21 protein-coding genes are annotated in these 24,352 nt (G+C 38.1%); 6 read left to right on the top strand and 15 right to left on the bottom strand.

The genetic code is table 11. The features are described 5' to 3' along the window. Positions 1-167: 167 nt before the first annotated feature. Positions 168-1,595: an RNA polymerase II gene (locus B1B04_RS02480; protein WP_079559752.1), complete on the bottom strand. Its 1,428-nt coding sequence runs from the start codon at positions 1,593-1,595 to the stop codon at positions 168-170. Between the two features lie 56 nt (positions 1,596-1,651). On the opposite strand from B1B04_RS02480, the gene B1B04_RS02475 reads away from it, so the two are divergent. Further along, complete coding sequence (locus B1B04_RS02475) at positions 1,652-2,041, top strand: DUF7147 family protein (RefSeq protein ID WP_079559751.1); 390 nt, start codon at positions 1,652-1,654, stop codon at positions 2,039-2,041. 2 nt (positions 2,042-2,043) lie between these two features. Here the strand turns inward: B1B04_RS02475 and B1B04_RS02470 are convergent, their stop codons facing one another. Then, entirely contained in the window at positions 2,044-2,316 is a 273-nt protein-coding gene (locus B1B04_RS02470; protein WP_079559750.1) for a YlbG family protein, read from the bottom strand. A 251-nt stretch (positions 2,317-2,567) separates the two neighbouring features. On the opposite strand from B1B04_RS02470, the gene B1B04_RS02465 reads away from it, so the two are divergent. Continuing rightward, the gene (locus tag B1B04_RS02465) at positions 2,568-3,467 is read left to right on the top strand and encodes a glycerophosphodiester phosphodiesterase family protein (protein WP_079559749.1); all 900 of its coding nucleotides are present in this window, start codon (positions 2,568-2,570) and stop codon (positions 3,465-3,467) included. Between the two features lie 77 nt (positions 3,468-3,544). Here the strand turns inward: B1B04_RS02465 and B1B04_RS02460 are convergent, their stop codons facing one another. The 3 genes from B1B04_RS02460 to B1B04_RS02450 form a co-directional block, all read right to left on the bottom strand. After that, complete coding sequence (locus B1B04_RS02460; protein ID WP_079559748.1) at positions 3,545-4,000, bottom strand: DinB family protein; 456 nt, start codon at positions 3,998-4,000, stop codon at positions 3,545-3,547. Between the two features lie 559 nt (positions 4,001-4,559). Further along, the gene (locus B1B04_RS02455) at positions 4,560-5,612 is read right to left on the bottom strand and encodes a tartrate dehydrogenase (protein WP_079559747.1); all 1,053 of its coding nucleotides are present in this window, start codon (positions 5,610-5,612) and stop codon (positions 4,560-4,562) included. A gap of 179 nt (positions 5,613-5,791) precedes the next feature. Beyond that, positions 5,792-6,238 (bottom strand): YlbF/YmcA family competence regulator, encoded by a 447-nt coding sequence (locus B1B04_RS02450; protein WP_079559746.1) that lies wholly within the window; start codon positions 6,236-6,238, stop codon positions 5,792-5,794. 87 nt (positions 6,239-6,325) lie between these two features. On the opposite strand from B1B04_RS02450, the gene B1B04_RS02445 reads away from it, so the two are divergent. Continuing rightward, positions 6,326-6,826 (top strand): PaaI family thioesterase, encoded by a 501-nt coding sequence (locus B1B04_RS02445; RefSeq protein WP_079559745.1) that lies wholly within the window; start codon positions 6,326-6,328, stop codon positions 6,824-6,826. Here the strand turns inward: B1B04_RS02445 and B1B04_RS02440 are convergent. Both B1B04_RS02440 and B1B04_RS02435 read right to left on the bottom strand, forming a co-directional pair. Further along, a complete protein-coding gene (locus B1B04_RS02440; RefSeq protein WP_079559744.1) occupies positions 6,807-8,282 on the bottom strand; it encodes a UDP-N-acetylmuramoyl-L-alanyl-D-glutamate--2,6-diaminopimelate ligase in 1,476 nt (491 codons plus the stop codon). The two genes, B1B04_RS02445 and B1B04_RS02440, sit on opposite strands and share 20 nt — an antisense overlap. A 275-nt stretch (positions 8,283-8,557) precedes the next feature. Next, a complete protein-coding gene (locus B1B04_RS02435; RefSeq protein ID WP_079559743.1) occupies positions 8,558-9,679 on the bottom strand; it encodes a CAP domain-containing protein in 1,122 nt (373 codons plus the stop codon). A gap of 148 nt (positions 9,680-9,827) precedes the next feature. Between B1B04_RS02435 and B1B04_RS02430 the strand changes: the two genes are divergently transcribed. Both B1B04_RS02430 and ytvI read left to right on the top strand, forming a co-directional pair. Continuing rightward, positions 9,828-10,193: a YugN family protein gene (locus B1B04_RS02430; protein ID WP_079559742.1), complete on the top strand. Its 366-nt coding sequence runs from the start codon at positions 9,828-9,830 to the stop codon at positions 10,191-10,193. 201 nt (positions 10,194-10,394) lie between these two features. Continuing rightward, positions 10,395-11,459, top strand: a complete 1,065-nt coding sequence (ytvI, locus tag B1B04_RS02425; RefSeq protein WP_079559741.1) for a sporulation integral membrane protein YtvI — start codon at positions 10,395-10,397, stop codon at positions 11,457-11,459. Between the two features lie 60 nt (positions 11,460-11,519). On the opposite strand, the gene B1B04_RS02420 is transcribed toward ytvI, so the two are convergent. The 7 genes from B1B04_RS02420 to cyoE form a co-directional block, all read right to left on the bottom strand. After that, complete coding sequence (locus B1B04_RS02420; protein WP_079559740.1) at positions 11,520-11,981, bottom strand: DUF420 domain-containing protein; 462 nt, start codon at positions 11,979-11,981, stop codon at positions 11,520-11,522. Positions 11,982-12,377: 396 nt separating this feature from the next. Beyond that, complete coding sequence (gene ctaG / locus B1B04_RS02415; protein ID WP_079559739.1) at positions 12,378-13,301, bottom strand: cytochrome c oxidase assembly factor CtaG; 924 nt, start codon at positions 13,299-13,301, stop codon at positions 12,378-12,380. Positions 13,302-14,072: 771 nt separating this feature from the next. After that, positions 14,073-14,417, bottom strand: a complete 345-nt coding sequence (locus tag B1B04_RS02410) for a cytochrome C oxidase subunit IV family protein (RefSeq protein ID WP_079559738.1) — start codon at positions 14,415-14,417, stop codon at positions 14,073-14,075. A gap of 1 nt (position 14,418) precedes the next feature. Then, positions 14,419-15,045, bottom strand: coding sequence for a cytochrome c oxidase subunit 3 (locus tag B1B04_RS02405; protein WP_079559737.1), 627 nt, complete (start codon positions 15,043-15,045; stop codon positions 14,419-14,421). After that, a complete protein-coding gene (gene ctaD / locus B1B04_RS02400) occupies positions 15,045-16,928 on the bottom strand; it encodes a cytochrome c oxidase subunit I (RefSeq protein ID WP_079559736.1) in 1,884 nt (627 codons plus the stop codon). Before ctaD ends, B1B04_RS02405 begins: the two co-directional genes overlap by 1 nt. 39 nt (positions 16,929-16,967) lie before the next feature. After that, positions 16,968-18,056 (bottom strand): cytochrome c oxidase subunit II, encoded by a 1,089-nt coding sequence (coxB, locus tag B1B04_RS02395; protein ID WP_079559735.1) that lies wholly within the window; start codon positions 18,054-18,056, stop codon positions 16,968-16,970. 100 nt (positions 18,057-18,156) lie between these two features. Beyond that, the gene (gene cyoE, locus B1B04_RS02390; protein WP_079559734.1) at positions 18,157-19,074 is read right to left on the bottom strand and encodes a heme o synthase; all 918 of its coding nucleotides are present in this window, start codon (positions 19,072-19,074) and stop codon (positions 18,157-18,159) included. Between the two features lie 335 nt (positions 19,075-19,409). Here cyoE and B1B04_RS02385 point away from each other — a divergent pair, with 335 nt between their 5' ends. Continuing rightward, positions 19,410-20,333, top strand: coding sequence for a COX15/CtaA family protein (locus B1B04_RS02385; protein WP_079559733.1), 924 nt, complete (start codon positions 19,410-19,412; stop codon positions 20,331-20,333). A gap of 573 nt (positions 20,334-20,906) precedes the next feature. Here B1B04_RS02385 and pyc read toward each other — a convergent pair. Then, positions 20,907-24,341, bottom strand: coding sequence for a pyruvate carboxylase (pyc, locus tag B1B04_RS02380; protein ID WP_079559732.1), 3,435 nt, complete (start codon positions 24,339-24,341; stop codon positions 20,907-20,909). Between the last annotated feature and the right edge of the window lie 11 nt (positions 24,342-24,352).

The raw sequence follows: 24,352 nt of genomic DNA, 5'->3' as shown, positions 1-24,352 counted from the left end.
AGGCAAATCACCGTACTTTCTTATTCCATATAACAATTTCACCTTGGCGTAATTGTTATTACTTATTGTTGCTGTCGCTTCGCTTTCGATTCAGCGAGTGTTTGGCACCCACTTTAAAGAAGTTAAAAGTATTTTTGCAGCGAAAGACGAACCTCCGCTGCAAAAATTTATTCTTCCTCTTGTGTTAACATCTTAATATTAATACGACCATCACTTTTTTGTAATTCTACTAAAAATAATCGCTGTAGCCAAGCTTCTTCAACATAATAATGATTGGCAATTTGTATAATTGGTTCTGAAATTGTAGAATATCTACGTTGATTAAATACATAAAATCCAGGCTCTTTCGGAAATCGGAAGGTGCGATTATCACTATTGATATAATATCCATTTTTCCCTTCACCAACCGTATATCCTAGATACGGTAACAATGTATCAGCAGTATACAATACTTGTCCTTCAGAAAGAATCACATGAACATCTTTTCTCAAAACATCATTCACGTAAACATTTCGATCATCCTCAAATAAAAGAGGATATGTCCCGTTTACTTGGGCTGCATTCAACTTAAAATAAGACGTTTTTGCATTTAATACCTTTGATAAAAGATCGTCCATTAATGCAGGAGAAATCGGTTCTTCCCCAAGCTTATCCAAAGATTCTTGCCATGCTGACTCTTGATCTGCTGTCATATATTCTTTTAACGTCTTCACAATTTTCTTTGCTTTATCGGAACCAATCGTATCCTTCACTAAATAGGATGCCACAACTTCTGGCAACCATGTTGGTGAATCTTTAAACTTATATTGTGACTTTATTTGTGACAGTATAACTTCCTGTGCAACTGCTTGTTCAGTTAGCTCAGGCATAAATAAAAGTCGGTCATCATGAACTTTCACCGGATTTTTTTCTTGAATAATAGCAATGTGTTGATCATTCAAAAACTTAATGTTTTCCAGTGACTTCAAGAGATCCTTCGAAATAGTTCCTCGTGCATAAATAGATAACACAGAATTTTGCTCTTGTGCTTTTAAATTACCTGTTTGCCAATAAATATCACGAACTGTACCATCTCCACTAAACATTGTATAGTTAACAAGTGATAGCTTTTGCTGACCTACTAAAGGCAATCCCGTGATCCACTGACCAACAATTTTACTATCGGTTGAAATATGTACTACGGAATAAGATGCTTCACCATTCGTTAATGTGGCAAAAGCATTTTGGATGAGCATTTTATCTTTTAAGCCACCCTCAATCGGAATTATGTATGAAACAGATTGTGATTTAGTCTCTCCTTTTTTAAAATAAGAGACTTCTTCTGATAAACGCTCACAGCTTTTTTCGTTATCGATAAAGCAACTAGGGTTCACTGCATTTTCCGGCCACTTTATTTTCACATTTTGGTTTGGTAAGTTTTTAAAATGTTGACGAATATCCAAGCTATTTTCTCGATAGACAATTTCTATCTCCTGTGAATAACGGAATTCGCCATTGCCTGCTTCTAAATCAGATGAATAGGCATGGTACTGAAAAAATAATGTTCCGGTAATGATTAGTGCTAGAATGGAAAAAAAACTCATTGCAAATTTCATGTGCTTGACCTCCCGCAGCATGATACTATGTGTATTGGAAAGGATGTGCAATTTTTATGCCACAACAATTTATAGAATTAGGTGAAGGCTATGGTGATGTTTATGAGCTACTTGAAATAGTAAAAACCAATCAAGATCGCTTCCACCAAGCTTTTATACTAACATCCACTAAAGAACAAAAAAAGTTTGCTTCTTTAGCAATCGCTTTAAAACCAGTCGGTGAAAGTAAATTCATGCCGATTTATATTTGTCGAGAAGGCATCCCTTATAATGAAGAGCAGCCTTCACAGCGACAAAAAATGTTTGAAGAAAGTATTAAACGACTAGATAGAAAAGCGGTTGTTGTAGAAATAAAGCACTCTTCTATATTTTCGGAATCAAAACTATTTTATCAATACTTAATCGGAATAATGAGACTTCATCACTATATACCGGCTTTAACATAGTATTATAGACCCGCTTTATAGTCATATTCTTTCGCTTTATCTGGTTTCGCATTTTCAAATTCAGTTTTAACAAATGGACGATAAGACTTTACAACGTCTTTCACAAATGGAAGGCGTTGTAGTTTTGTTGACATTGATTCAATTTCCTCTCGCTCGCAATAAAGAACTACATATTTTTGCCTCCGAGAAATATAAAGAACATGACCATATTTTCGAAGAGACTTCGCATGTTTTAATTGATGGACGTAAACGATTAGTCCTTGGCGTTCGTTCATAGTATTCCCCTCATTTCTTACATAAAAGAATACCATAGACCGGAAAATGATAGCAACAGAGTTTAGCTGACAGAACGCTTGATTTTCCGTTATAATGGAAAAGCATACAACGTTGACTAAGATTTTTACATTCACTTATGCAAGTTAATAGAGCACTAGTTTAAGTTATAATTTTTTGTTTGCTCACTGAAAATTTAAAAGTGAAATTGTCAGTACTATTTATATTAATTTAATTGTTAAGGAGGACGAATATGGGTAAGAAAACAAAGATTGCGCTTGCAATCGCAGCGGCAAGTGCAGCGGCTTGGGCAGGTAGTAAAGCTATTTCTAAACCTCAACAACGAGAAGGTAAACAAGCATTACAATTTGATCACCCAATTATTCTCGCACATCGTGGCGGTGCTCATTTAGCACCTGAGCATACAATACCTGCTTTTGAAAAAGCCATGCAGTTAGGTGTTCAGGGCTTTGAAATAGATATTCGCTTAACTAAAGATGAGGAAATTATCGTTTTCCATGATGATACTGTTGATCGTACGACAGATGGCTATGGACTTGTTGCAGACATGACTTTAGCAGAAATAAATGCATTAAACCACGGTTATCAATTTGAAGATTTGGATGGGGAATTTCCTTATCGAGATGAAAAAATAGACGTTGTAACTTTACGCGAACTTCTAGAATCTTATCCAAACGTGTTAGTAAATATTGATATTAAAGATGCGCCAGATACGTATGAAGGAAGTTTAATGCCATCTAAACTATGGCGTTTAATTGAAGAGCTTGGTGCTGAGAATCGAGTAGTTGTTACAAGCTTCTACGGCGAACAGATCGATCGCTTTAATTTATATGCTCAAAATCAAGTAGCACTAGGTGCAGGCGAATCAGATGTTCGTAAAGCATTCGCTTCTTTCTCAAGCCAGTTCGGACATTTATATCATCCAAAGGTAGATGTATTCCAAATACCACCTAAATCAGGAGTAATTAACTTAGATTCTCCGAAGTTTATCCAGTTTTTAAGCAATTTAAATATCCCTGTTCATTATTGGACGATCAATGACGCTCCAACAATGAATAAATTAATTCACAATGGTGCAAAAGGTATTGTTACAGATCGACCTGATATTGCTGTGGAATTACTACAAAAATAAGAACCATGGAATGGAGCTTAAGTTCCATTAGGTTAACACATTGATGGGTAAGGGCTACTTGTTATAGCCCTTACCTTTTAATATTTTCTTCTTATAAAATTAGCAGGTACCGGGGATAAATTTAATTGTCTCGCCCACACAGAAAGCTGCCCTATATGATGAATTTCATGTGCAATAGTATGGTGTAAAATATCATTTTTTGTATAAGTATTTGTATCCCAAGAAACCTTTACGATTTCATCGCTTAAATTTTCATTATGCTTCAAAAATTCAATAATTTCTTCTTGTAATTCAATTGAGAGATTTTTTACTTTTTCAAGCGTTCTATATTCATCAAAATCGAATATTATGTCTCTTTCTCCCATAATGCCGCGAATCCAGCTATATTCAACTTCAATAATATGAAATAGTGTATATAGAATACTACCTACTCCACCACTTCGCTTTTTCAATAATTCCTCTATACTTAGCTGATTACACCACTCGAACCATTCGTCTCTTACTTGCCAGTTATACTGAAAAAACTTGATCATGTGACCCTACACCCCTTAGATTTTTTAGTAAGTTTTAGCAAAGATCAATAAACAGTCGAACTGATGAAAACCCCACTGTTTAAAGTTCTATCATTACCATAACGTGTGGTTAATCTCCGTTCCGACTGGGCGCTTTGTTGCTGTCGCTTCGCTTTCGCACAGATAAAACATTTGTTGTTGCTGTCGCCTCGCTTTCGCACAGAAAACATTCGTTGTTGCTGTCGTTTCGCTTTCGCACAGATAAAACATTCGCTTTCGCGCAGAGCAGAGCTTCCTGGGGGCGTCCGATGAGCCGCTTGGGCCAACAGATGTTTTTTGCGCGAAAGCGTAGTGCTAGCGTAGCGGCAGCAGCAGGATGTTGGTCACGAAGGCGTTATCACAGGATGTGATGCTTTTAGCCTTTGTTCCTCTATTGCTAATCCCCGAGGAGCCGCCCAGTCGTAACGGAGATCAACTTATCCCCCCTCAAAAGTAAGAGTTTTTACGGAATGAGGATGAATGGCATACGTTTTAACAAATGTCCCCCACTACTTTTGGTCATGACTTTTTAAATTTCACTTTATTGTAAATGATGTAATACCGCATCCGTTACATCACGTAATGTTGCTTTTCCTCCCAAATCACCTGTTTTAACACCTTGCGCTAATGTTGCTTCCATCGCATTCAGCACTTTTGTACCAACCTCATGATACCCTAAGAAATCAAGCATCATTTTTCCTGTCCAAATTTGTCCAAGCGGATTTGCGATTCCTAGTCCTGCAATATCAGGAGCTGAGCCATGAACTGGTTCAAACATGGATGGATATTGTCGTTCTATATTTAAATTTGCAGCTGGCGCAATACCGATGCTGCCCATAATTGCACCACCTAAGTCGGTTAAAATATCCCCAAATAAATTCGATGCAACAATTACATCAAAGTTTTCTGGCTTCATCACTAAAAAAGCAGCTAAAGCATCAATATGATTAGATACTTGGCCTATGTCCTCATAATCTTTACCTACTTCTGCAAATACTTCATCCCAAAAAGGCATACTATACGTAATTCCGTTAGATTTTGTGGCACTTGTAACATGCTGGCGTCGAGTTTTCGCCATTTCAAATGCATATCGCATTGCCCGCTCTGTTCCCTTCCTCGTGAAAATAGCATTTTGGATAGCAACTTCATCTTGTCCACTATGTATTCTGCCACCACTCTCAGCATACTCTCCTTCTGAGTTTTCACGTACAACTACAAAATCAAAGCCATTTGGGTTACGTAAAGGTGAAGGCAAACCTTGAAGTAGCTTTGCCGGACGCACATTAATAGATTGTTTCATCTCACGGCGGATTTTAATAAGTAGTCCCCATAATGAAATGTGATCTGGTACTAAATCGGGCATACCTACAGCACCTAAAAAGATTTGATCATAACCTTTTAAAATTTCAATACCATTATCAGGCATCATTTTACCTGTCTCTAAATAATAATCACACCCCCATGGGAATGTTGGCCATTCAAACTGAAAGCTGCCATCTAGTTGAGCAGCTTTATTAAGCACTTCTATCGCCGCAGGTACAACCTCTTTACCAATCCCATCTCCTGGTATAACGGCAATTCGATAAGTCTTCATCCATTTATCCTCCTTTACTTTCTCTATCACCTATTCAATTACTATACAATTTTTATTTTTATTCAGCAATTTCATCCTGATGTATGTTGCTGTCGCTACAACATAATATAGTAATAAAAAAACTATATACAAACTCAATCGAGTTTTGTATATAGTCTATTAAAAAGCATTACCTTGTGTTAAGCAGAGCATGAGCATGAACCGCCTGAGCCACATCCTCCACCACATGAAGAACCTGATGCAAAGAACGGATTACTTACAGGAACTTTTACCGCTTCAGAAACAGTTTTTCCTATAAGTAAGCTTATTTGGTCAAGCAAATCTTGAAAATCGTTCTCAGCAAGTTTCAATGCCGAAACCTTTTCATTTAAATCGAGTGCGCGCTTTTGCTGACGAATCGATTTCATAATTGTATGATAATCCGGATGATATTTTCCGAAACGTTGTACATCTTCGTACTGCTCTTTCATGCGATTGAAAGCGTAAATAGCTTCCACTATTTGGACGTCGCTATACACATCATCATAAGCTTGTTGCAGCGCTTTCGCAGGCTCAGAGGAAAGAATCATCTCACAAAGCGCATCGGCCTCATCCAAAATGATTGCCCAGTCAGAGGTCATCATCATTTTTAATTCCCCCAATCTCTTTTCCATCATAACAGATTTTATGGTAATTTTACATTATTGATATTTTTCAATGGAGGAGTTTTTAAATTGGTACCATCATCTAAAGAACAAATAGAACAATTACTTGCAGAGATTTTACAACATAGCACGCCTGAAGATGAGGAAGTCTTACTACATTTATTGTCTGGACTTCGCGATAAACAACAAGGTATTCATCGACGTTATATTAATGCTGCCTTACATATGGTAGGCAAATTTGAATCCGAAGTTAGTGAAGTTCGTATTCCCATTACACCTGTTATCCATAATACTATTAAGGTACCACACGGTGGGATTATTGCAACAATTGCAGATGCAGCAATGGGCGGACTTGCTTCGCGTTCAGTGCCAGAAGGCTTTAATGTTGTCACAACAAATATGAATATCTCTTATATTGCTACAACAACGAACAAGGAACTAATCGCTCGTGGGCGTTTCGTCCATAAAGGGCGCCAGACACTTGTGATGGAATGCGATATCGAGGATGAGACTGGACGAAGACTTGCTATTGCGACTGGATCTTTCTTTGTTATTCAACGCCGTCCTTAGACATAAGATTTAAAAAGTAATCTCGAATACATTGTTGATCGGAAAAAGGGAATTTTTGATTTTTTATTTGTTGGGTTTGTTCATGCCCTTTTCCGGCAACAAGTACAATATCGCCTTTTTCTGCCTTTGCTAGCGCTTGATGAATAGCAACTTTTCGATCTAAATAGATTTCATAATATTGCTGCTCAGTAAAACCAGCAATAATACTTTCATTAATTAAAATAGGGTCCTCATCACGTGGATTATCCGTTGTTAAAAAAATGACATCCGCATACTTACTAGCTACCGCTCCCATCGCAAAACGTTTCGACTTATCTCGATTCCCCCCACAGCTAAATACAAGGTAAAGGTTTTTAGAACGATCCAAAGTTTGCAAAACAGCCTGTAATGCCTCGGCCGTATGAGCATAATCTACATACACGGCAACCCCAAATGGATTGTCTATTTTCTCAAGCCTTCCTTCTGGTAGCCTTAACAACCACATATGCTCCGCTAGATCTTCAATTGAAAAACCTAGCCGCCATAAAGTCATTAACGCAGCTACAGCATTTTGCACATGATATTTTCCGTTAAAAGGAATTTCCACGATATGTTCGCTCGAGGACGTTTGTAAACAAAGCACCGTTTTTCCAATTGATTCACTAACAATTTGGATATGTAAATCATTATGATTATCAAACCCGAATGAGCAGGATTTTTTCTTATCATAAATACCAACGGAACGGCAAAAATTATCATCCCCATTTAGCACAAGCTTTTTTGACAAATCTGCCAACCTTTTTTTCGCCCGCTTATACGCTTCAAGTCCTCCATGATCTTCTAAATGGTCCTCCGTTAAATTTAAAAAAACACCACAATCGATATCACAATGATCAAGCCTATGTTGCTGTAACCCCATTGACGAAGCTTCTAAAACAACATGTGTAACACCATTTCGTACACATTGCTTTAAAATCGGATGCAACTCTTTTGCCTGTAATGTAGTTAATTGCTCATGCACTGTTTGTTGTTTCTGTTCATTGATGAAAAATCCTACAGTTCCAATAACCGCGACGTTTTTATGTAGAGCTCTTAGCAATTGGCTCACAAAATGACTCACTGTTGTTTTACCATTCGTACCCGTAACCGCAATGACTGTTAATGCTTCCGCTGGAAAGGCTGAAAGCTTTGCACTCGCATACGATAAAAATAAGGATGTATTCGGAACCCAAACAAAAGGAATACTTTGATCAGTAATAGGTATTGAAATACTTTCCTCTGATACTATAGCGGCAGCTCCCCGAGCTAATGCTTCTTTTACAAAACGACTTCCCGATGTTTTCTTACCTTTACGTACAATGAAAATATCCCCAGGTTTTACTGCCTGAGCATAATCCTCAACGCCTGTAATATTTGTACGAATAGATCCTCCAGTTACACTACACGGCCAGTCTTTTAATAGCTCAGCTAATTGCAAGCTTCATTCCCCCTTTCGGTTCTCTAGCATATGACGGCGTATATAATGGTGTGACGAAAATTGTAGTTGGTTATTGTGCTTCTCTTTTTCGTCTAACTGAAAAGACTGAAAATACACTTGATTTTGCCAAGTGTATTTTCAGTCTTTGATTTCTATATATTCCAGCATTTTAGATGTACCGAAAGCGGAACAAGATTCACTGTCCCGTAAACGCTTGATTATTGAAAACTACTAATCAGTGAGGTGAAGAAAAACTCCACAGGTTAAGTTTCTCTTCAAGGTGATGATTCATCAATATTTTCTACTGGTTCCTCAGAGTCTTTATTCTCACTATCCAGCTCCTGTGAAGAAGATTCTAACAATATTTGCGTATAATAGTTTAAAAAGACTCCAGATCCCACTGTAGTATATAAATCATTTAAAATGATTTTTCGGTGCTCAGATGAATTAAGCCAGCCATGCATTGCTTCGATAGCATCAAAATAATCAGTCGCAAGATTTTCATTTGCCTCACTATATTCGATACCCTGTGTTTCTAATCTCTTTTTTAAATCTCCATTTGTTGGTGATTCATGACCAACGAAATTTTGAACCTTCATATCTTCACTATGCATATTTGCAACTTCTTCTATTGATTCATCAATATTTAATGGAGATAAATCATGTTGAACTCTTGCTACATTTATTAAATCGTCAAGTTGCGCAGCACTTGCTTCATTAATTTCCTTCTGTAAAAAGGAAGAAGGTGGTGTTGGTATAACTAGCTCGCCTTGATAAGTCATTTCATAAGGTTGATGAAGAACAAGAGTTTTACTATTAGTAAAGCGTATGCCTTGTAGCTCACTCGTTTCTCTATCGAGATAGAGTTGTGCAAACAGCCCATCGAATTTTACAAGCAACCGTGTCTGCATATCTTCTTCACTCATCGAGAAAGAGAAAATATTTTTACCAACATTCGCAGTTACTTCGTAATCAATGATAGTCATTCGGTATATATCATCACGCTTCTGACCAACCTTAAAAGGAGAAGCATCTAAATCTTCACCAGCTAGATAAACTTGTGTCACCACATTATTTTCAACGCCTACCATAAAAAATTTGGAAGGACTTGCATTGTAGATCCACCAATCATAGCCAAAGGACGATGGTTCCTTTCGCACTGGTTCACCATATTTATCTGAAACTGCCTTTATTTCTTTCCCGATTAATGTCGACATCCCGCTTTCCGGACGTGGCATTGCCCCCATTTCAGGTTGCGTTAACTCGGTTTTGGGAATGATATTTGAATTGGCATTCGGGCCTTTTAGCGGCTCGTTTTCACGTGGTGTATTAAAAAACATAAAGCCAATCAACGCAATTGCAGCACATGCCATAAAAATGCGAAATAAAGCTTTCATACATGACTCCTTCTTATCACGATTATTCTAAAACTATTATATCAATTGTAGTTGTGTTGACACAATGTTGTCATTGCAACAATGTCGAATATGCTCTATTATAAAAATGAGCGTATACTTTGTACGAGAACCTAAAGGAGGATTAGAGATGTATTTTGAAAATACTAACCTTGAAAATTTAACAGCTGATCAAGAACTTATTGTAAGCGTCATGAAAAAAAACGGTTTAGAATGTGATGGCGGCTGGGACTACGAACGTATGACATTTGATAAGCGTTTCGATACTCGTGAGGGACGTTATTACCTACGTGTATTCTCATATGCTAAATCAGGTGATGTTGGTGCACACGATGCAATCTTAACATTAATGAAACCAGTACTTGGTAAGTACTACTATCCACACGGTGTTGAGTATGGTGATGATGAAGTTTATCCAGCTCATCTTGTAAAAAAATGTGAAGAAATCTTAAAAAAGGTTAAATTAGACTTACAAGCTTTTGAAATTCGTGCGTAATTTTAGATAGTTATTTCACGGTGCATATATGTCGATTAAACATCGAAATCATTTTATTTTTTATCAGGTAACAGTAACGGCAATAGCATGCAGTGCAATAGCTAAACTGAAAAGACTGGTGGTCCAGTCTTTTTTATTTTGAGTAAAAAATTTTTTTCTTCTCATACTAACTATATCTTTTACATGATGTAGGTGAGATAAATGTTACAATTTTTAAAAAGCCCTTTTTTTCGCCATCCGATAATCGTTATAGCGGCTGGAATTGCAATTCTCTGGTTTATATCCCTGTCATTACCTATACTGCTTGCCTACGTAACTGCATTATTATTGGAACCTGTCATCATACGAATTAGTAAACGGTTCCGAAAAAAACGAAAAATAGTCGCATCCATTTTTTTTATGATCTTTTCAATTGTGACATTATTATTATGTATTCTCATCATATTTATAAGCTGGAAACAATTTTCAATATTTATCATTGATATTCCAGAGTACCTCAATCAGCTCTCAGCAATATGGATTCAAATGCAATCCAAGCTCTCCAACTACACGCATCGTTTGCCCTTAGATCTTGTTATACAAATTCAACTTATGATAACACAAGTTCTTTCTTCAATTGAGAAATATGCTCTTTCTTTAACAAATGTGAATGTTTGGTCATCTTTACTTACGTATATTACTTCTCGTTTGTTTGATATTTTTGTTTATTGGATTGTGTTATATATGTTTCTTTTAGAACTACCGAATATTAACCGGAAAATGTTAGCACCTATTTCGTTTCACTATCAACAAAAAATTCTATTTATTGGACAGCGTGTGAAACTTGCTTTATTTGGTTTTATGAAAGCACAATTTTTTGTTGGTATTTGTATTTTAGCTATATCTTTTGGGACTTTTTATTTTCTTAAAACTCCATTCCCACTCGTTTTATCACTCTTGCTAGTCATTTTAGACTTCGTTCCTTTTTTAGACTCATTCATTTTGCTTCTTCCTTGGGCACTATACAAAGCCTTTACAGGTGATTATATTTTTGCTGTTATGCTAGTCGTATTAACAATCGCACTATTTTTAGTTCGACGTATGATTGAACCTAGAGTGATTGGAAATAAAGTTGGACTCTCCTCACTCACAACCTTTATTGCAATGTATATCGGTTTTGAAATGTTTGGATTTGTTGGTATTTTAATCGGCCCTTTACTCTTTGTTGTTGTCATATCCCTATTTAATCAAACATCCATAAAAAATCTCCCTCCTTCTCAAAAATAAAAAGGAGGGAGATCTTTTTGATCAATTATGCTTCAGCACAATGACACCAGCTGAAAGAAGTTAAAAGCCTAAAATAGCTTTAATGACAGATGTTGTTTCACCTGGCTCAAATAAAATATAAAGTAACAGGTAAACGAGAACTCCGGTAATAGCTACGAAGAACCAAATAATACTTGTAATCGGTCCAATACGACGGTGAAGCTTAAGATTCGTTTTCAAACCAGAGATGATACTAACAATCCCAAATACTGCTCCAGTTGTTGCAAGCGTAATGTGGAAAATTAAGAAGAACGTATAATATGGTTTTAAATCTTCTCCGCCACCAAACGCTGTGTTACCAATAAAGATTGTACGTGAAGCATAAATAATAAAGAAGATAAGTGCTGCGACACCTGCTGCAAGCATTACTTTTTTATGTGCCTCAACTTTTCTTTTTATAATTAAGCCCCAACCAATAGCTACAAGTACAGCACTAATAACAATGAATGATGTACTTATAGTAGGCAAAATTTGCAATTCCATTGACAAAACCCCTTATACTTTAAAATCAATTATGCCCCGGCATAATTACGTCCGGAATCGGCTTTGTGCTTAGGCCTGCATGAGGGCCGACACGATGTCGATCATTTCGGTAATGCCACAGGACGTGGCGTTTTTACCGATGCAGGTCAGTTAGCCGTTATTGCATGGATGCGATGTTTTTAGGCTAACATCCCCTAAGAACTCCTTTCCGATTCCGTGGCATCCGCCGGAGGCTCTAGGCCAACACGATGTTGGTCATTCAGTCGTTGCCACAGGATGTGGCGCTCTTAGACTGAGTTCCTCTATTTCAGCAAGTATCTTTTGTACCGAAAGCGTAGCGACAGGTACAGGTATTTGGACACCTGTTGAAAGAAGTTAAATTTCTTTATTTTACAATTAATGTTGCTGCTGGCTTTCCCATTTCTTTTGATGCTCTTTTAAAGCATCGGCAGTAATTTTATCCGGATCCTTTTGTTCTGCACGATACCAATTAAGGAAAATCGCCCCTAGTAATACCCCAAAAATAATCTCTTGTAAAATCTTCATTAAAACGCCGCCTAGTTGCTGATCAGCAACAGGTGTCATATTTGTAAAGAGCTCTGGCCCTGAAAGAGATAAGCTAGAAAGTGTGGCCACTGGTACACAAAGTTCCATTGCTTTTAGCCATGCTTCACCATTTGTATATGTTTCATACATAGCGTTTGGCGCAAAAATAATTAACGCACACGCAGGTGTAATTAATACCGCATTCGCAATGATATAGGCTAATTTATGCAAAGGCTTCATTTGTGGTTGATTTGGCATCTTTTGAATCAAAGGCCAGTACATTAAGACAGCAGAAACAAATAATACAAATGTATATGTACCATGTAGAGTTTCGTTTAATTTAATGTAGTCTAGCACTGCGGGTAAGTGATAGAAAGAAAATAGACCAATAAACACAAATACTGCAGCGACGGGAAATGTAAATACTTTAAATAAAGATCTAACAACTGGTGCTTCAATCGCAACTTTCCATACCCACCAAGGAATCCCCTTAATTAAGAAAATCGGTACAAGTAACAATAAAATAGCCATTTGCACCATATGCATTGTAAACATAATGTGCGCCATTAAATCTATTGGAGATCCTTTAATAATATATATCGTTACCATCGCCAGTACAAAATAAATAGCCTCCCCTTTTTTCAAAGGCTCACTTACTTTAAAATCCTTGCGCCACTTTGTTGTGACTAGAAAATAGATGACTGTTATAAATACAAGAACCCCTATTAAGTATGGGCTCCATAAAGCTTGGAAACCAAATATACTAAGTGGCATACAAAACGCACTCCTTTAACTTCAGTATCCCTATTATAGAACGCTTACAAACATTCTGCAATGAACGAAAGGTGAACAAATTACTAACCACAATATATTACTCATACAAGCTAGTTCATCTATTGAAAAAATGTTAAAAACTATAAATCATCCTGAAGAATATCTTATTTCTCGTGGCTATCAACATAGCGCAGGGTTGATTTCCGTTCCGACTGGGCGCTTTGCCGCTGACGCTTCGCTTTCGCGCAGAGCAGAGCTTCCTGGGGGCGCCCGATGAGCCGCTTCGCTTCTCTGCAGGGTCTCGGGCCAACAGATGTCTTTTGCGCGAAAGCGTGAGTGCAACGTAGCGACAGCAGCACGATGTTGGTCACGAAGGCGTTATCACAGGACGTGATGTTTTTAGCCTTCGTTCCTCTATATCGCTGATCCCCAAGGAGTCGCCCAGTCTCCACTCCAATCAACTTGTATAAAATGAAAACTTTAATTAAAGTATAAATGTCCGCACAGAAATGTACATTTTTATTTGCTTGTCGTCTTTTTATATAAGGTAAGGTGCCTCTGCTCAAAATAATAAAGTGCTTAACCCCATACAAAAGAAATCAAGGTGTACATGTTTAGCATTTTTAAACAACGTTTTAAGCTCATATGAAAGCAGTGTTAGGTTTTTCTATCTACCACTAATTATTACTCTTCATCCATTTAACTTTTTAGCAGAACCCAAAAAGAAAAGCACGTTCCTACAGTAAGTAGAGAACGTGCTTTTTTTGATGATTACCACCAAATGATTGTTAAAAATGCTAAGAAGAATGTAAATGCGATTAAAATACCCATCCACATGAAGAAGCCAATTACACCACCGAAGTGTGTTTTTTTGTCTTCTAAGTGCATGAAAGAGTAAAGTTGAAGAACAACTTGAACTCCAGCAAGCAATAAAATAAGCGGTAATATTAAGTATTTAGAAAAATCAGCTGCAACTACTGCGAATGCGATAAACGTAAAGAAAATCATCATCGCAAAATTAATTACTTGTTTACGCATATGAACGGCATTATGATGACGATCATACTCGTATTGTGCCTGTGACTTAGCAACTATAGGTGTATCGTGTGATGACATATTATCCGATCACTCCCATCAAGTAAACTACTGTAAAGATGAATACCCAAACTACGTCGATAAAGTGCCAGTATAATGCAGCCACGAAGAATTTAGGTGCATTGTATAAGTTAAGACCACGTTTAGCATTACGAAGCATTAACGTAGCAATCCACACAAGACCTAATGTTACGTGGAAACCATGTGTACCAACTAATGAATAAAACGCAGTTGAGAATGCAGATTGGTCAAATGTAAAACCAAGACCTACATAATGATTGAATTCATAAATTTCAAGACCTAAGAATCCAAGACCTAAAAGTAATGTTATACCAAGCCAAGTTTGCATAGCCTTAAAGTTAAAGTTACGCATATGGTAAATGGCATAAACAGACGTTAGTGAAGATGTTAATAATAACATCGTCATAGCGAAAGCTAAAGGTAATTCAAATAAATCTTGTGTTGTGAACTCCATGCCAGCTGGCCCTTTGTTCTTAAGCGCTAGGTAAGTAGCGAATAAACTTGCGAAAAGTACAACTTCACAGGCAAGGAAAATCCAGAAACCAACAACTTTATTTTTCCCTTCCATCGTCGCTTGTTCAGGATGATCTGGCCAAGTATGAGGAGTAAATTTAGTATTGAAATCCATTATTTATTTCCTCCTTTGCCGTAAAGATGTTCTTCAATTTCAAGAATTTCTTCTTTGTGTAAGTGGAAGCCGTGATCGTCCTTAACAGAACGGAAAATCATAGCACCAAATGTAATTGCAAGACCAGCAATTAAAATATAAATTGACCATGGTTTATCTGCATCTGGGTTGTAAAGAGCACCGAATGCCGCGATAAACAAACCCATAGAAATAACAAATGGGATAGCTGAGTTGTTCGGCATATGAATATCACCGATTGGCTCAGCAAATGTAACTTCTTTATTACCTTCTTGCTTTTCAATCCACCAAGGATCTAAACCTCGAACAAGAGGTGTTTGACGGAAGTTATAGAATGGGATTGGTTGTGGAATTGACCATTCTAAAGTACGTCCATCGCCCCATGGATCGCGACCTGCTGGTTTGCCTTTGATTGACATTAAGCAGTTGATTACCATTAAGATAACCCCTACACCCATCATTAATGCACCGATTGTAGAGATATAGTTAAACTGATCCCAACCTTGACCTTCCATGTAAGTGAATACGCGACGTGGCATACCCATTAAACCTAAGAAGTGTTGAACGAAGAACGTTAAATGGAATCCGATAAAGAATACCCAGAAAGTAATTTTACCAAGTGTTTCGTTTAACATACGGTTGAAGAAAATTGGCCAGTAGAAGTGCGCTGAACCAAATAACGCTGTTACGATACCACCAACGATTACGTAGTGGAAGTGAGCAACGATAAAGTAAGAATCGTGTAATTGGTAGTCAAGAGGTGCAGATGCTTGCATTACCCCTGTAACACCACCCGCAACGAATGACGGGATGAAACCAAGTGCATAAAGCATTGGTGTTGTAACTTTAATAGATCCGCCCCAAATAGTTAAGATCCAGTTGAATACTTTCATACCTGTCGGAACCGCAATCGCCATTGTTGCAACAGCAAAGATTGCGTTAGCTGTTGGCCCAAGACCAACTGTAAACATGTGGTGAGCCCAAACCATGAACCCTAAGAAACCGATTAAAATTGTTGCGAATACCATTGAAGAGTATCCGAATAAACGTTTACGAGAGAACGCTGGAATAATCTCAGAGAATAAACCGAACGCTGGTAATACTAAGATATAAACTTCTGGGTGTCCGAAGATCCAGAATAGGTGTTCCCAAATAATTGTGTTACCACCCATTAAGTGGTCAAAGAAGTTACCACCGAACATACGGTCAAATAACATCATTAATAAACCAATTGTTAATGGAGGGAATGCGAATAGGATTAATGCACTTGATACTAGAGAAGTCCAAGTGAATAATGGCATACGCATAAATGTCATACCTGGAGCACGCATTGTAATAATCGTAACGATAAAGTTAAGACCTGAAATTAACGTACCTGCACCTGATATTTGTAAACCGAGAACATAGAAGTCAATACCATGTCCAGGAGAATATAAAGATAATGATGCATAAGATGTCCAGCCCGCATCAGGAGCGCCACCCATAAAGAATGATAGGTGAAGGAATACTGCACCTAGGAAGAATAACCAGAACCCTAAAGAGTTAAGGAACGGGAATGCTACGTCACGCGCACCAATTTGTAATGGTACAAGCATGTTCATAAATGCGAATAGTAATGGAGTCGCAGCTAGGAATAACATCGTTGTTCCGTGCATTGTTAATAATTCATTGAAAAAACCAGCTGATACGAAGTCGTTATTTGGTTTCATTAATTGAATACGCATTAATAACGCTTCAAAACCAGCGATAGCAAAGAACAGTGTACCGGCTAATAAATACATTACTGCTAACTTTTTATGGTCAACAGTTGTAATGTAGTCCCAGACAGTTGCTCCAAAGCCCTTTTTCTGTGTGTATGAGCTCACAACTTTTACCTCCCTCAAGTTTGTTACATAAAACTAAAATTATTTCTCAACAGATAAGCCCATGATATACGTTGCAAGAGCTTGAATTTCTTCGTCAGTTAAGTCGCCATAAATTGGCGCAGTGCCTTCTGGATTCATCATTAAGTTACCTGGTTTGAATTTCCCAGGATCTTGAATCCAATCTTTTAAGTTTTCTTCAGTATGTTCTAAGAAACCAGCAACACGGTTACGGTCACCAAAAGTAGCTAAGTTAGGACCTGGTGTGCCTGCACCACTTGTACCTGATATAGCATGACAACCCATACAGCTCTGAGCAAATGTTGCTTCCCCTAAATCTGTTGAAGCTTTGTCAGCCTTTTTACCATCTGTTGCTTTCATTGAAGCTACCCATGTATCGAATGCATCTGGGCTTAATGCTTTAACTTTGAAGTCCATTAATGCATGTGAAGGACCACATAACTCAGCACATTTACCATAGAATACGCCGTCTTTAAGGTCTTTTGATTCTTTATCGAATTCTAGATAGAACTTGTTCAAGTTATCTACGTTCGTATCCATTTTACCGCCTATAGCAGGAATCCAGAATGAGTGCTTAACATCGGCAGCTTTTAAGTTAAAGTAAACTTTTTGACCTGTTGGTACTACTAATTCTTGTGCCGTTACAATACCTTGGTTAGGGTATTCAAACTCCCACCAATATAATTTTGCAGTTACATTTACTGTAAGTGCTGTTTTGTCACCGTTTTCATCTACTTCGTCCATCGCAGCAACATCTGCAAATTTGTAAGTAGCCGTAACAACTGGTACAGCTAAGATTAATAATAAAATAATTGGAATAACTGTCCAAATCACCTCAAGAGTGTGACTTCCTTCTACTTGCTTAGGAATAACATTTTCGCCAACTTTTGCACGGCGGAATTTTAAGAATGCAAGTAAATAGACAACGGATACTACTACTACAACTAACGTCATAATTCCAGTAGCTAGCATTAATAGATTAAATTGTTCTTTACCTACTTGACCAGATGGTTTCAGTGCAGAAATATAATCTTCACCACAACCAGAAAGGAAAACCATCATCACTGCTAGTAGTGAAAAAAGACGCCACTTTTTAAGCCCTTTCATCATAGCTTAATTAAACCCCTCTTTCTTTGTTGTATTTTCATGTGTACCTAGGACATCAGTTCTGTCTATATGAATTCTTTAAGAAAAGAAAGAATTCCTACATTTAGCTAAACAACGCAAAAATTATGATGGATACAAATAGTATGGTCATATGATTCAAAGAATAGATAAACATTTTATTTGCCCATTTCATATCATCTTTTGTCGTAAAGCCTTTAAAAGCTAGAATCAACCAGCCCAAGTTCAATGCAGTCGCAAGAATTAAGAAGCCAATCCCAAGCTCCGGTAAAAGGAAAGGTAACGGTAATAATAAAAGAATCCAGAATAACATTGAGTACTTAGTTCGTTTAAATCCCTTTACTACTGGTAGCATTGGTATATTAGCTGCACGATATTCCTCAGTACGTTTCATAGCAAGTGCATAAAAATGCGGTGGTTGCCATGCAAACATGATCAGGAATAAGGCAAGTGCTCCAGCACCTAATGTAGGCTCAACAGCTGCAAACCCAATAACTGGTGGGATTGCCCCCGAAATACTTCCTACAACCGTGTTACTAACATGCTTCCTCTTTGACCACATTGAGTACAGAACAACATAAGCAAATATTCCTACAAGTCCCCACATGCCGGCCGCAAACGATGCCGCAAATAACAAAATTTCACCTACAATTAAAAATGAGAGGGCAATGGTCAGTACAAAATTCGGCTTAAATCTACCCGTTACTGTCGGTCTTGCCTTCGTTCTTTTCATGATTGGGTCAATATCCTGATCAATAAAGTTATTCATTGCGCCCGAGCCACCTATAATCAATGCTGCACCCAGCATGGTGAACAATATGACATCAAGCTCTTGCAAGAAGTGTCTACTAGTAAATTGAAATGCCAGCCACATCCCTGTAAACGTTGTGACAAGATTCGAGTTAACAATTCCAATTTTTATCAGTGCTAAGAAATCTTTCACAACAGATGTTGATGCTGGTCCACCATTTCTAGTAGCCGTCAGTGCACGACCGTTTGACATGATACCTCTCCTTTCATTTTTGTAAGCATATTCCGCTACCAATTACTATAGCGAAATTTGCGATTGATTTCTAGACATTAAGTGAAATTTAGATGAAGTTGTAAAAATTAGCTTTGTCTAGAAATATAATAAAAACAACATATCTATAGTAAATCATTTTCCAAAATGAATTGTGAAGGTTAGAGTACGAAATTATGAACAATTTGTGAAATGGAATCGACATCTAATACTCCCTACTCTTTACAAGTTGTTTTTTACCTGTATTTTCGATATCATCTATTAGCAGAAACATTACTTTCATGTAATGTTCATAGATAAAGTAGGTGACTCATTTTATGCAACACAACAAGTATATGAAATGGTTTGCTGTTGCCGCTACAGTTGGAATGCTTCTTATTTTATTAGGTGGAGCACTCGTTACCAAAACAGATAGTGGCTTAGGCTGTGGTCGAAATTGGCCTGATTGTAATGGTTCTCTTATTCCAAAAGAAATAACACCAGAAGTCTTAATTGAATTTTCTCATCGTCTTGTAACTGGAGTTGTATCTATTTCAATTCTTGCGTTAACAGTTTGGACATGGCGTAAACTCGGTCATATTCGAGAAGTAAAATTATTAGGTTTCTTAGCGATGTTTTTCTTAATCGCACAAGCTCTTATTGGAGCAGCTCAAGTGTTGTGGGGACAAGGCGATTTCATATTAGCCCTCCACTTTGGGATTTCTCTTATTTCCTTTGCTGCTGTGCTCCTTCTTTCTATGATTGTATTTGAAGTCGATCGGAAATTTGATGCCGATAACGTATTTATTGGTAAAAAGTTACGTTGGCATACAATTGCTGTCACAATTTATTCTTATTTAGTCGTTTATACAGGGGCGCTTGTTCGCCATACAGATTCTAGCTTAATATGCCCTGACTGGCCATTTTGCTATAATGAAACACCATTCGCACCTTTTAATAATATGTATGAATGGGTGCAAATGGGACATCGCCTAGCAGTTCTTATCTTTTTCATTTGGATTGCATACATAACTTGGCACGTTGTAAAAGAATATAAAAATCAACGCGTTATTTACTATGGCTGGATTATTGCTTTTACTATAGTAATTTTACAAATGATCGCAGGTATGTTAGTAGTCCTAACTAAATTGAATTTAACAGTCGCATTACTTCATTCATTATTCATTTCAATTCTATTTGGTCTACTTTGTTACATGATAATGCTAGTTGCACGTAGCAATTATAATGAAAAAAGCAAATAATAGTAGAAAAAGATTCGCTACATTTTTAAGTAGTGAATCTTTTTTATTTCGGCAAACACTTCTACCATTTATGTCTATAAAAATCAACAAGTTTATTATTACAATATAGCAAAATTAGTTGTTGCCTCGGTGTGCTTTCGCTACAAAAATATTTTCTGAATGAAGATAAAAAAGGCTCATAAGCAAAAAGCTTAAAAATATATGCTCTATATATTAGTTGATTGGAGTGAAGGATGGCGACTCCTTGAGGATTAGCGATATAGGGGAACGAAGGCTAAAGGCATCACGTCCTGTGATAACGCCTTCGTGACCAACATCCTGCCGCTACGCTAGCACTACGCTTTCACGCAAAAAACATCTGTTGGCCCAAGCGGCTCATCGGACGCCCCCAGGAAGCTCTGCTCTGTGCGAAAGCGAAGCGGCAACAACAAATGTTTTAACTGTGCGAAAGCGAAGCGACAGCAACAAAGCGCCCAGCCGTAACGGAAATCAACCACACATTATGGTGATGAGCCATAAAAAAAGGTTATTAGTATGCTGTAAAAGCCCTCTAATAACCTTCTTTATTATCAATTATTCAATTTCAATTAACAAATCACCTGTTGAAATAGCATCGCCCGCATGAGCGTATACTTCTTTCACGATACCGTCTTTCGCCGCTTGGACGGTTGTTTCCATTTTCATCGCTTCGGTAATTAATAAGTGATCCCCACGTTTTACATGGCTTCCTTTCGATACGACTACTTTTAAGACCGTTCCAGGCATCGTTGCGCCAATTTGATTTGGATTGTTTGGGTCTGCTTTTAATGCCAGACTGCCATCTACTTCGACAGTCATATCTTGAATCACTAATTCACGAGATTGACCGTTTAGCTCAAAATATATAACACGCGTACCATCGTGCTGCGGTTCACCAATAGAAACAAGTTTAATGATTAGTGTTTTTCCTTTTTCGATCTCGACTTCGATTTCTTCGCCTAGTTTTAACCCGTAAAGGAATGTTGGCGTATCTAATACCGAAATATTGCCGAAGGAATTCACTGTTTTTGCATACTCTTCAAACACTTTAGGATACAAAGCAAACGCTAGCACATCCTGCTTTGTCACAGGACGATTTAATTTTCCCTCTAGTATCGCCTCTAATTGCTCAAAATTCACAGGCTCTAGTAGTTCGCCAGGGCGTACCGTAATTGCTTCACGATCCTTTAACACAACCTTTTGAAGTGCCTCTGGGAAGCCACCATGTGGTTGTCCTAAATAGCCTTGGAAGAATTCAATCACAGAATCTGGGAAATCGATTGTTTGCCCTCTTGTCAGGACAGAGTTTTCATCTAAATCATTTTGCACCATAAATAACGCCATATCACCGACTACTTTCGAAGATGGGGTTACTTTGACAATATCGCCAAATAGAAGGTTTACGCGGGAATACATACGCTTCACTTCTTCCCATCGATCTCCAAGGCCAACTGCTTTGGCTTGCTGTTGCAAGTTACTGTACTGACCACCTGGCATTTCATGGACATAAATTTCTGAATGCGGGCTAATCATGCCGCTTTCAAAATCCTTATAGTATTTACGCACATCTTCCCAGTAGTACGATAACTTTTCAAGCGCATCGATATCGGCACGAACCTCGCGCTTACCGCCTTTCATTGCATAATACAAGGAGTTTGCACTTGGCTGTGATGTTAAACCTGCCATTGAACCGAGCGCCGTATCAATGATATCTACCCCTGCTTCGATCGCCTTGGCATATAAATAAATACCATTGCCACTTGTATCATGCGTATGCAGATGGATTGGCAGACTTGTCGTCTCTTTCAACTCTGAAATTAAACGATAAGCTGCTTCTGGCTTCAATAATCCAGCCATATCTTTTATCGCTAAAATATGGGCACCTGCTGCCTCTAGCTCTTTTGCCATTTCCTTGTAGTATTGAACTGAATATTTCGCTCTTGATTCATCAAAAATATCTCCTGTGTAACAAATCGCAGCTTCAGCAATTTTACCTGATTGACGTGCTGCATCAATGGCTACTTCCATTCCTTTAATCCAGTTCAAGCTATCGAAAATACGGAATACGTCAATGCCTGATGCCGCTGATTCAGCGATAAACTCACGAATTAAATTGTCTGGGTAATTTGTGTAGCCAACTGCATTCGCACCACGCAATAACATTTGGAATAGTACATTCGGTACTTGTTCTCGTAGCTTAGCAAGACGCTCCCATGGGTCTTCTTTTAAGAAACGGTACGCCACATCAAACGTCGCGCCCCCCCACATTTCTAGTGAGAAGAAATTATGCATCATGCGCGCTGTTGCATCTGCAACTTCGAACATATCCTGTGAACGCACACGTGTTGCAAGAAGTGATTGGTGTGCATCTCGGAAAGTTGTATCCGTTAATAGCACATCCTCTTGCTCCAAAATCCATTTCACAAGCCCGTCTGCTCCTTGGGCATCTAAAATTTGCTTTGTCCCTGCCGGAGGAACGATTAATTTATCGACTTTTGGGATGCTCGGCTGCACAAAAATTGGTTTCGACTTCTTCTCTACACCAGGGAAGCCATTAAGTGTCACATTGCCAATATAGCTTAAGAGCTTTGTCCCACGGTCTTTGCGCTCAGGGAAATTAAATAATTCAGGTGTTGAATCGATAAAGCTTGTATCAAATGCACCCGTTAAAAATTTATCGTGCGTTACAACATTATTTAAAAATGGAATATTCGTTTTCACCCCACGAATACGGAACTCTTTTAAGTTTCGGTCCATTTTTGCTGCCGCTTCTTTAAACGTCATCCCTGTCGTTGAAATTTTAACTAGTAGCGAATCATAGTACGGCGTTACAACAGCTCCTTGGAAGCCATTGCCGGCATCCAATCGAACGCCAAAACCACCGCTTGAACGGTACACCATAAGCTTCCCTGTATCAGGCATAAAATCATTAGCTGGGTCTTCCGTTGTGACACGCGCTTGAATCGCATAGCCGATCATTGGAATATCTGCCTGTTGTGGAATATGGATTTCCTCACTATGGAGACCGTACCCTGCTGCCACTTTAATTTGGGCGTGCACAATATCAACACCCGTAATCATTTCAGTAATCGTATGCTCTACTTGAATACGAGGGTTGACCTCGATGAAATAAAACTCATCGCCTGCAACTAAAAATTCTACTGTCCCTGCATTTATGTATGAGACATTTTTCATTAATTGAACCGCAGCATCGCAAATTCGGCTTCTTAAATCCTCCGAAATTGAATTAGATGGTGCGATTTCTACAACCTTTTGATGTCGACGTTGAATCGAGCAATCACGTTCATATAAATGAATGATATTGCCCTGTTGATCGCCAATAATTTGGACTTCAATATGCTTTGGCTTAATAATCGCCTTTTCTACATACACCTCATCAGAGCCAAATGCTGCTTTCGCCTCTGATTTTGCACGTTCATAGGAGGACGCTAGTTCCTCTTTTGTATGAACAAGGCGCATTCCTCGACCACCGCCGCCTAGTGCTGCCTTAATCATAATTGGATAATCATATGCGCTAGCAAAAGCTTCTACCTCCGCTAAATTAGCTACTGGACCATCTGTACCTGGAATAACAGGAATACCTGCAGCAATTGCTTGTTCACGCGCCTTCACCTTATCCCCAAACATATCTAAATGCTGAGAAGTAGGTCCAATGAAAACAATCCCCTCTTCTTCACATCGACGTGCAAATTCTACGTTTTCTGATAAAAAGCCATAACCTGGATGAATCGCATCAACATTAGCATCTTTCGCGATCGTAATAATGCCCTCAATATCTAAATAAGCATCAATTGGTTTCTTGCCAGCTCCTACTAAATAGGCTTCATCTGCTTTAAAACGATGGAATGCCCCACTGTCCTCCCGCGAATAAATGGCTACAGTTTGGATATTCAACTCCGTACATGCACGGAAAATACGAATTGCAATTTCTCCTCGATTGGCTACGAGAATTTTGATGATTGATTCCATTGATATCCCCC

The sequence above is a fragment of the Lysinibacillus sp. KCTC 33748 genome, from assembly GCF_002237755.1.
Lineage (GTDB): Bacteria > Bacillota > Bacilli > Bacillales_A > Planococcaceae > Lysinibacillus.
Note: the sequence above shows the minus strand (reverse complement) of the source record. Positions and strands in the feature narration are given on the sequence as shown.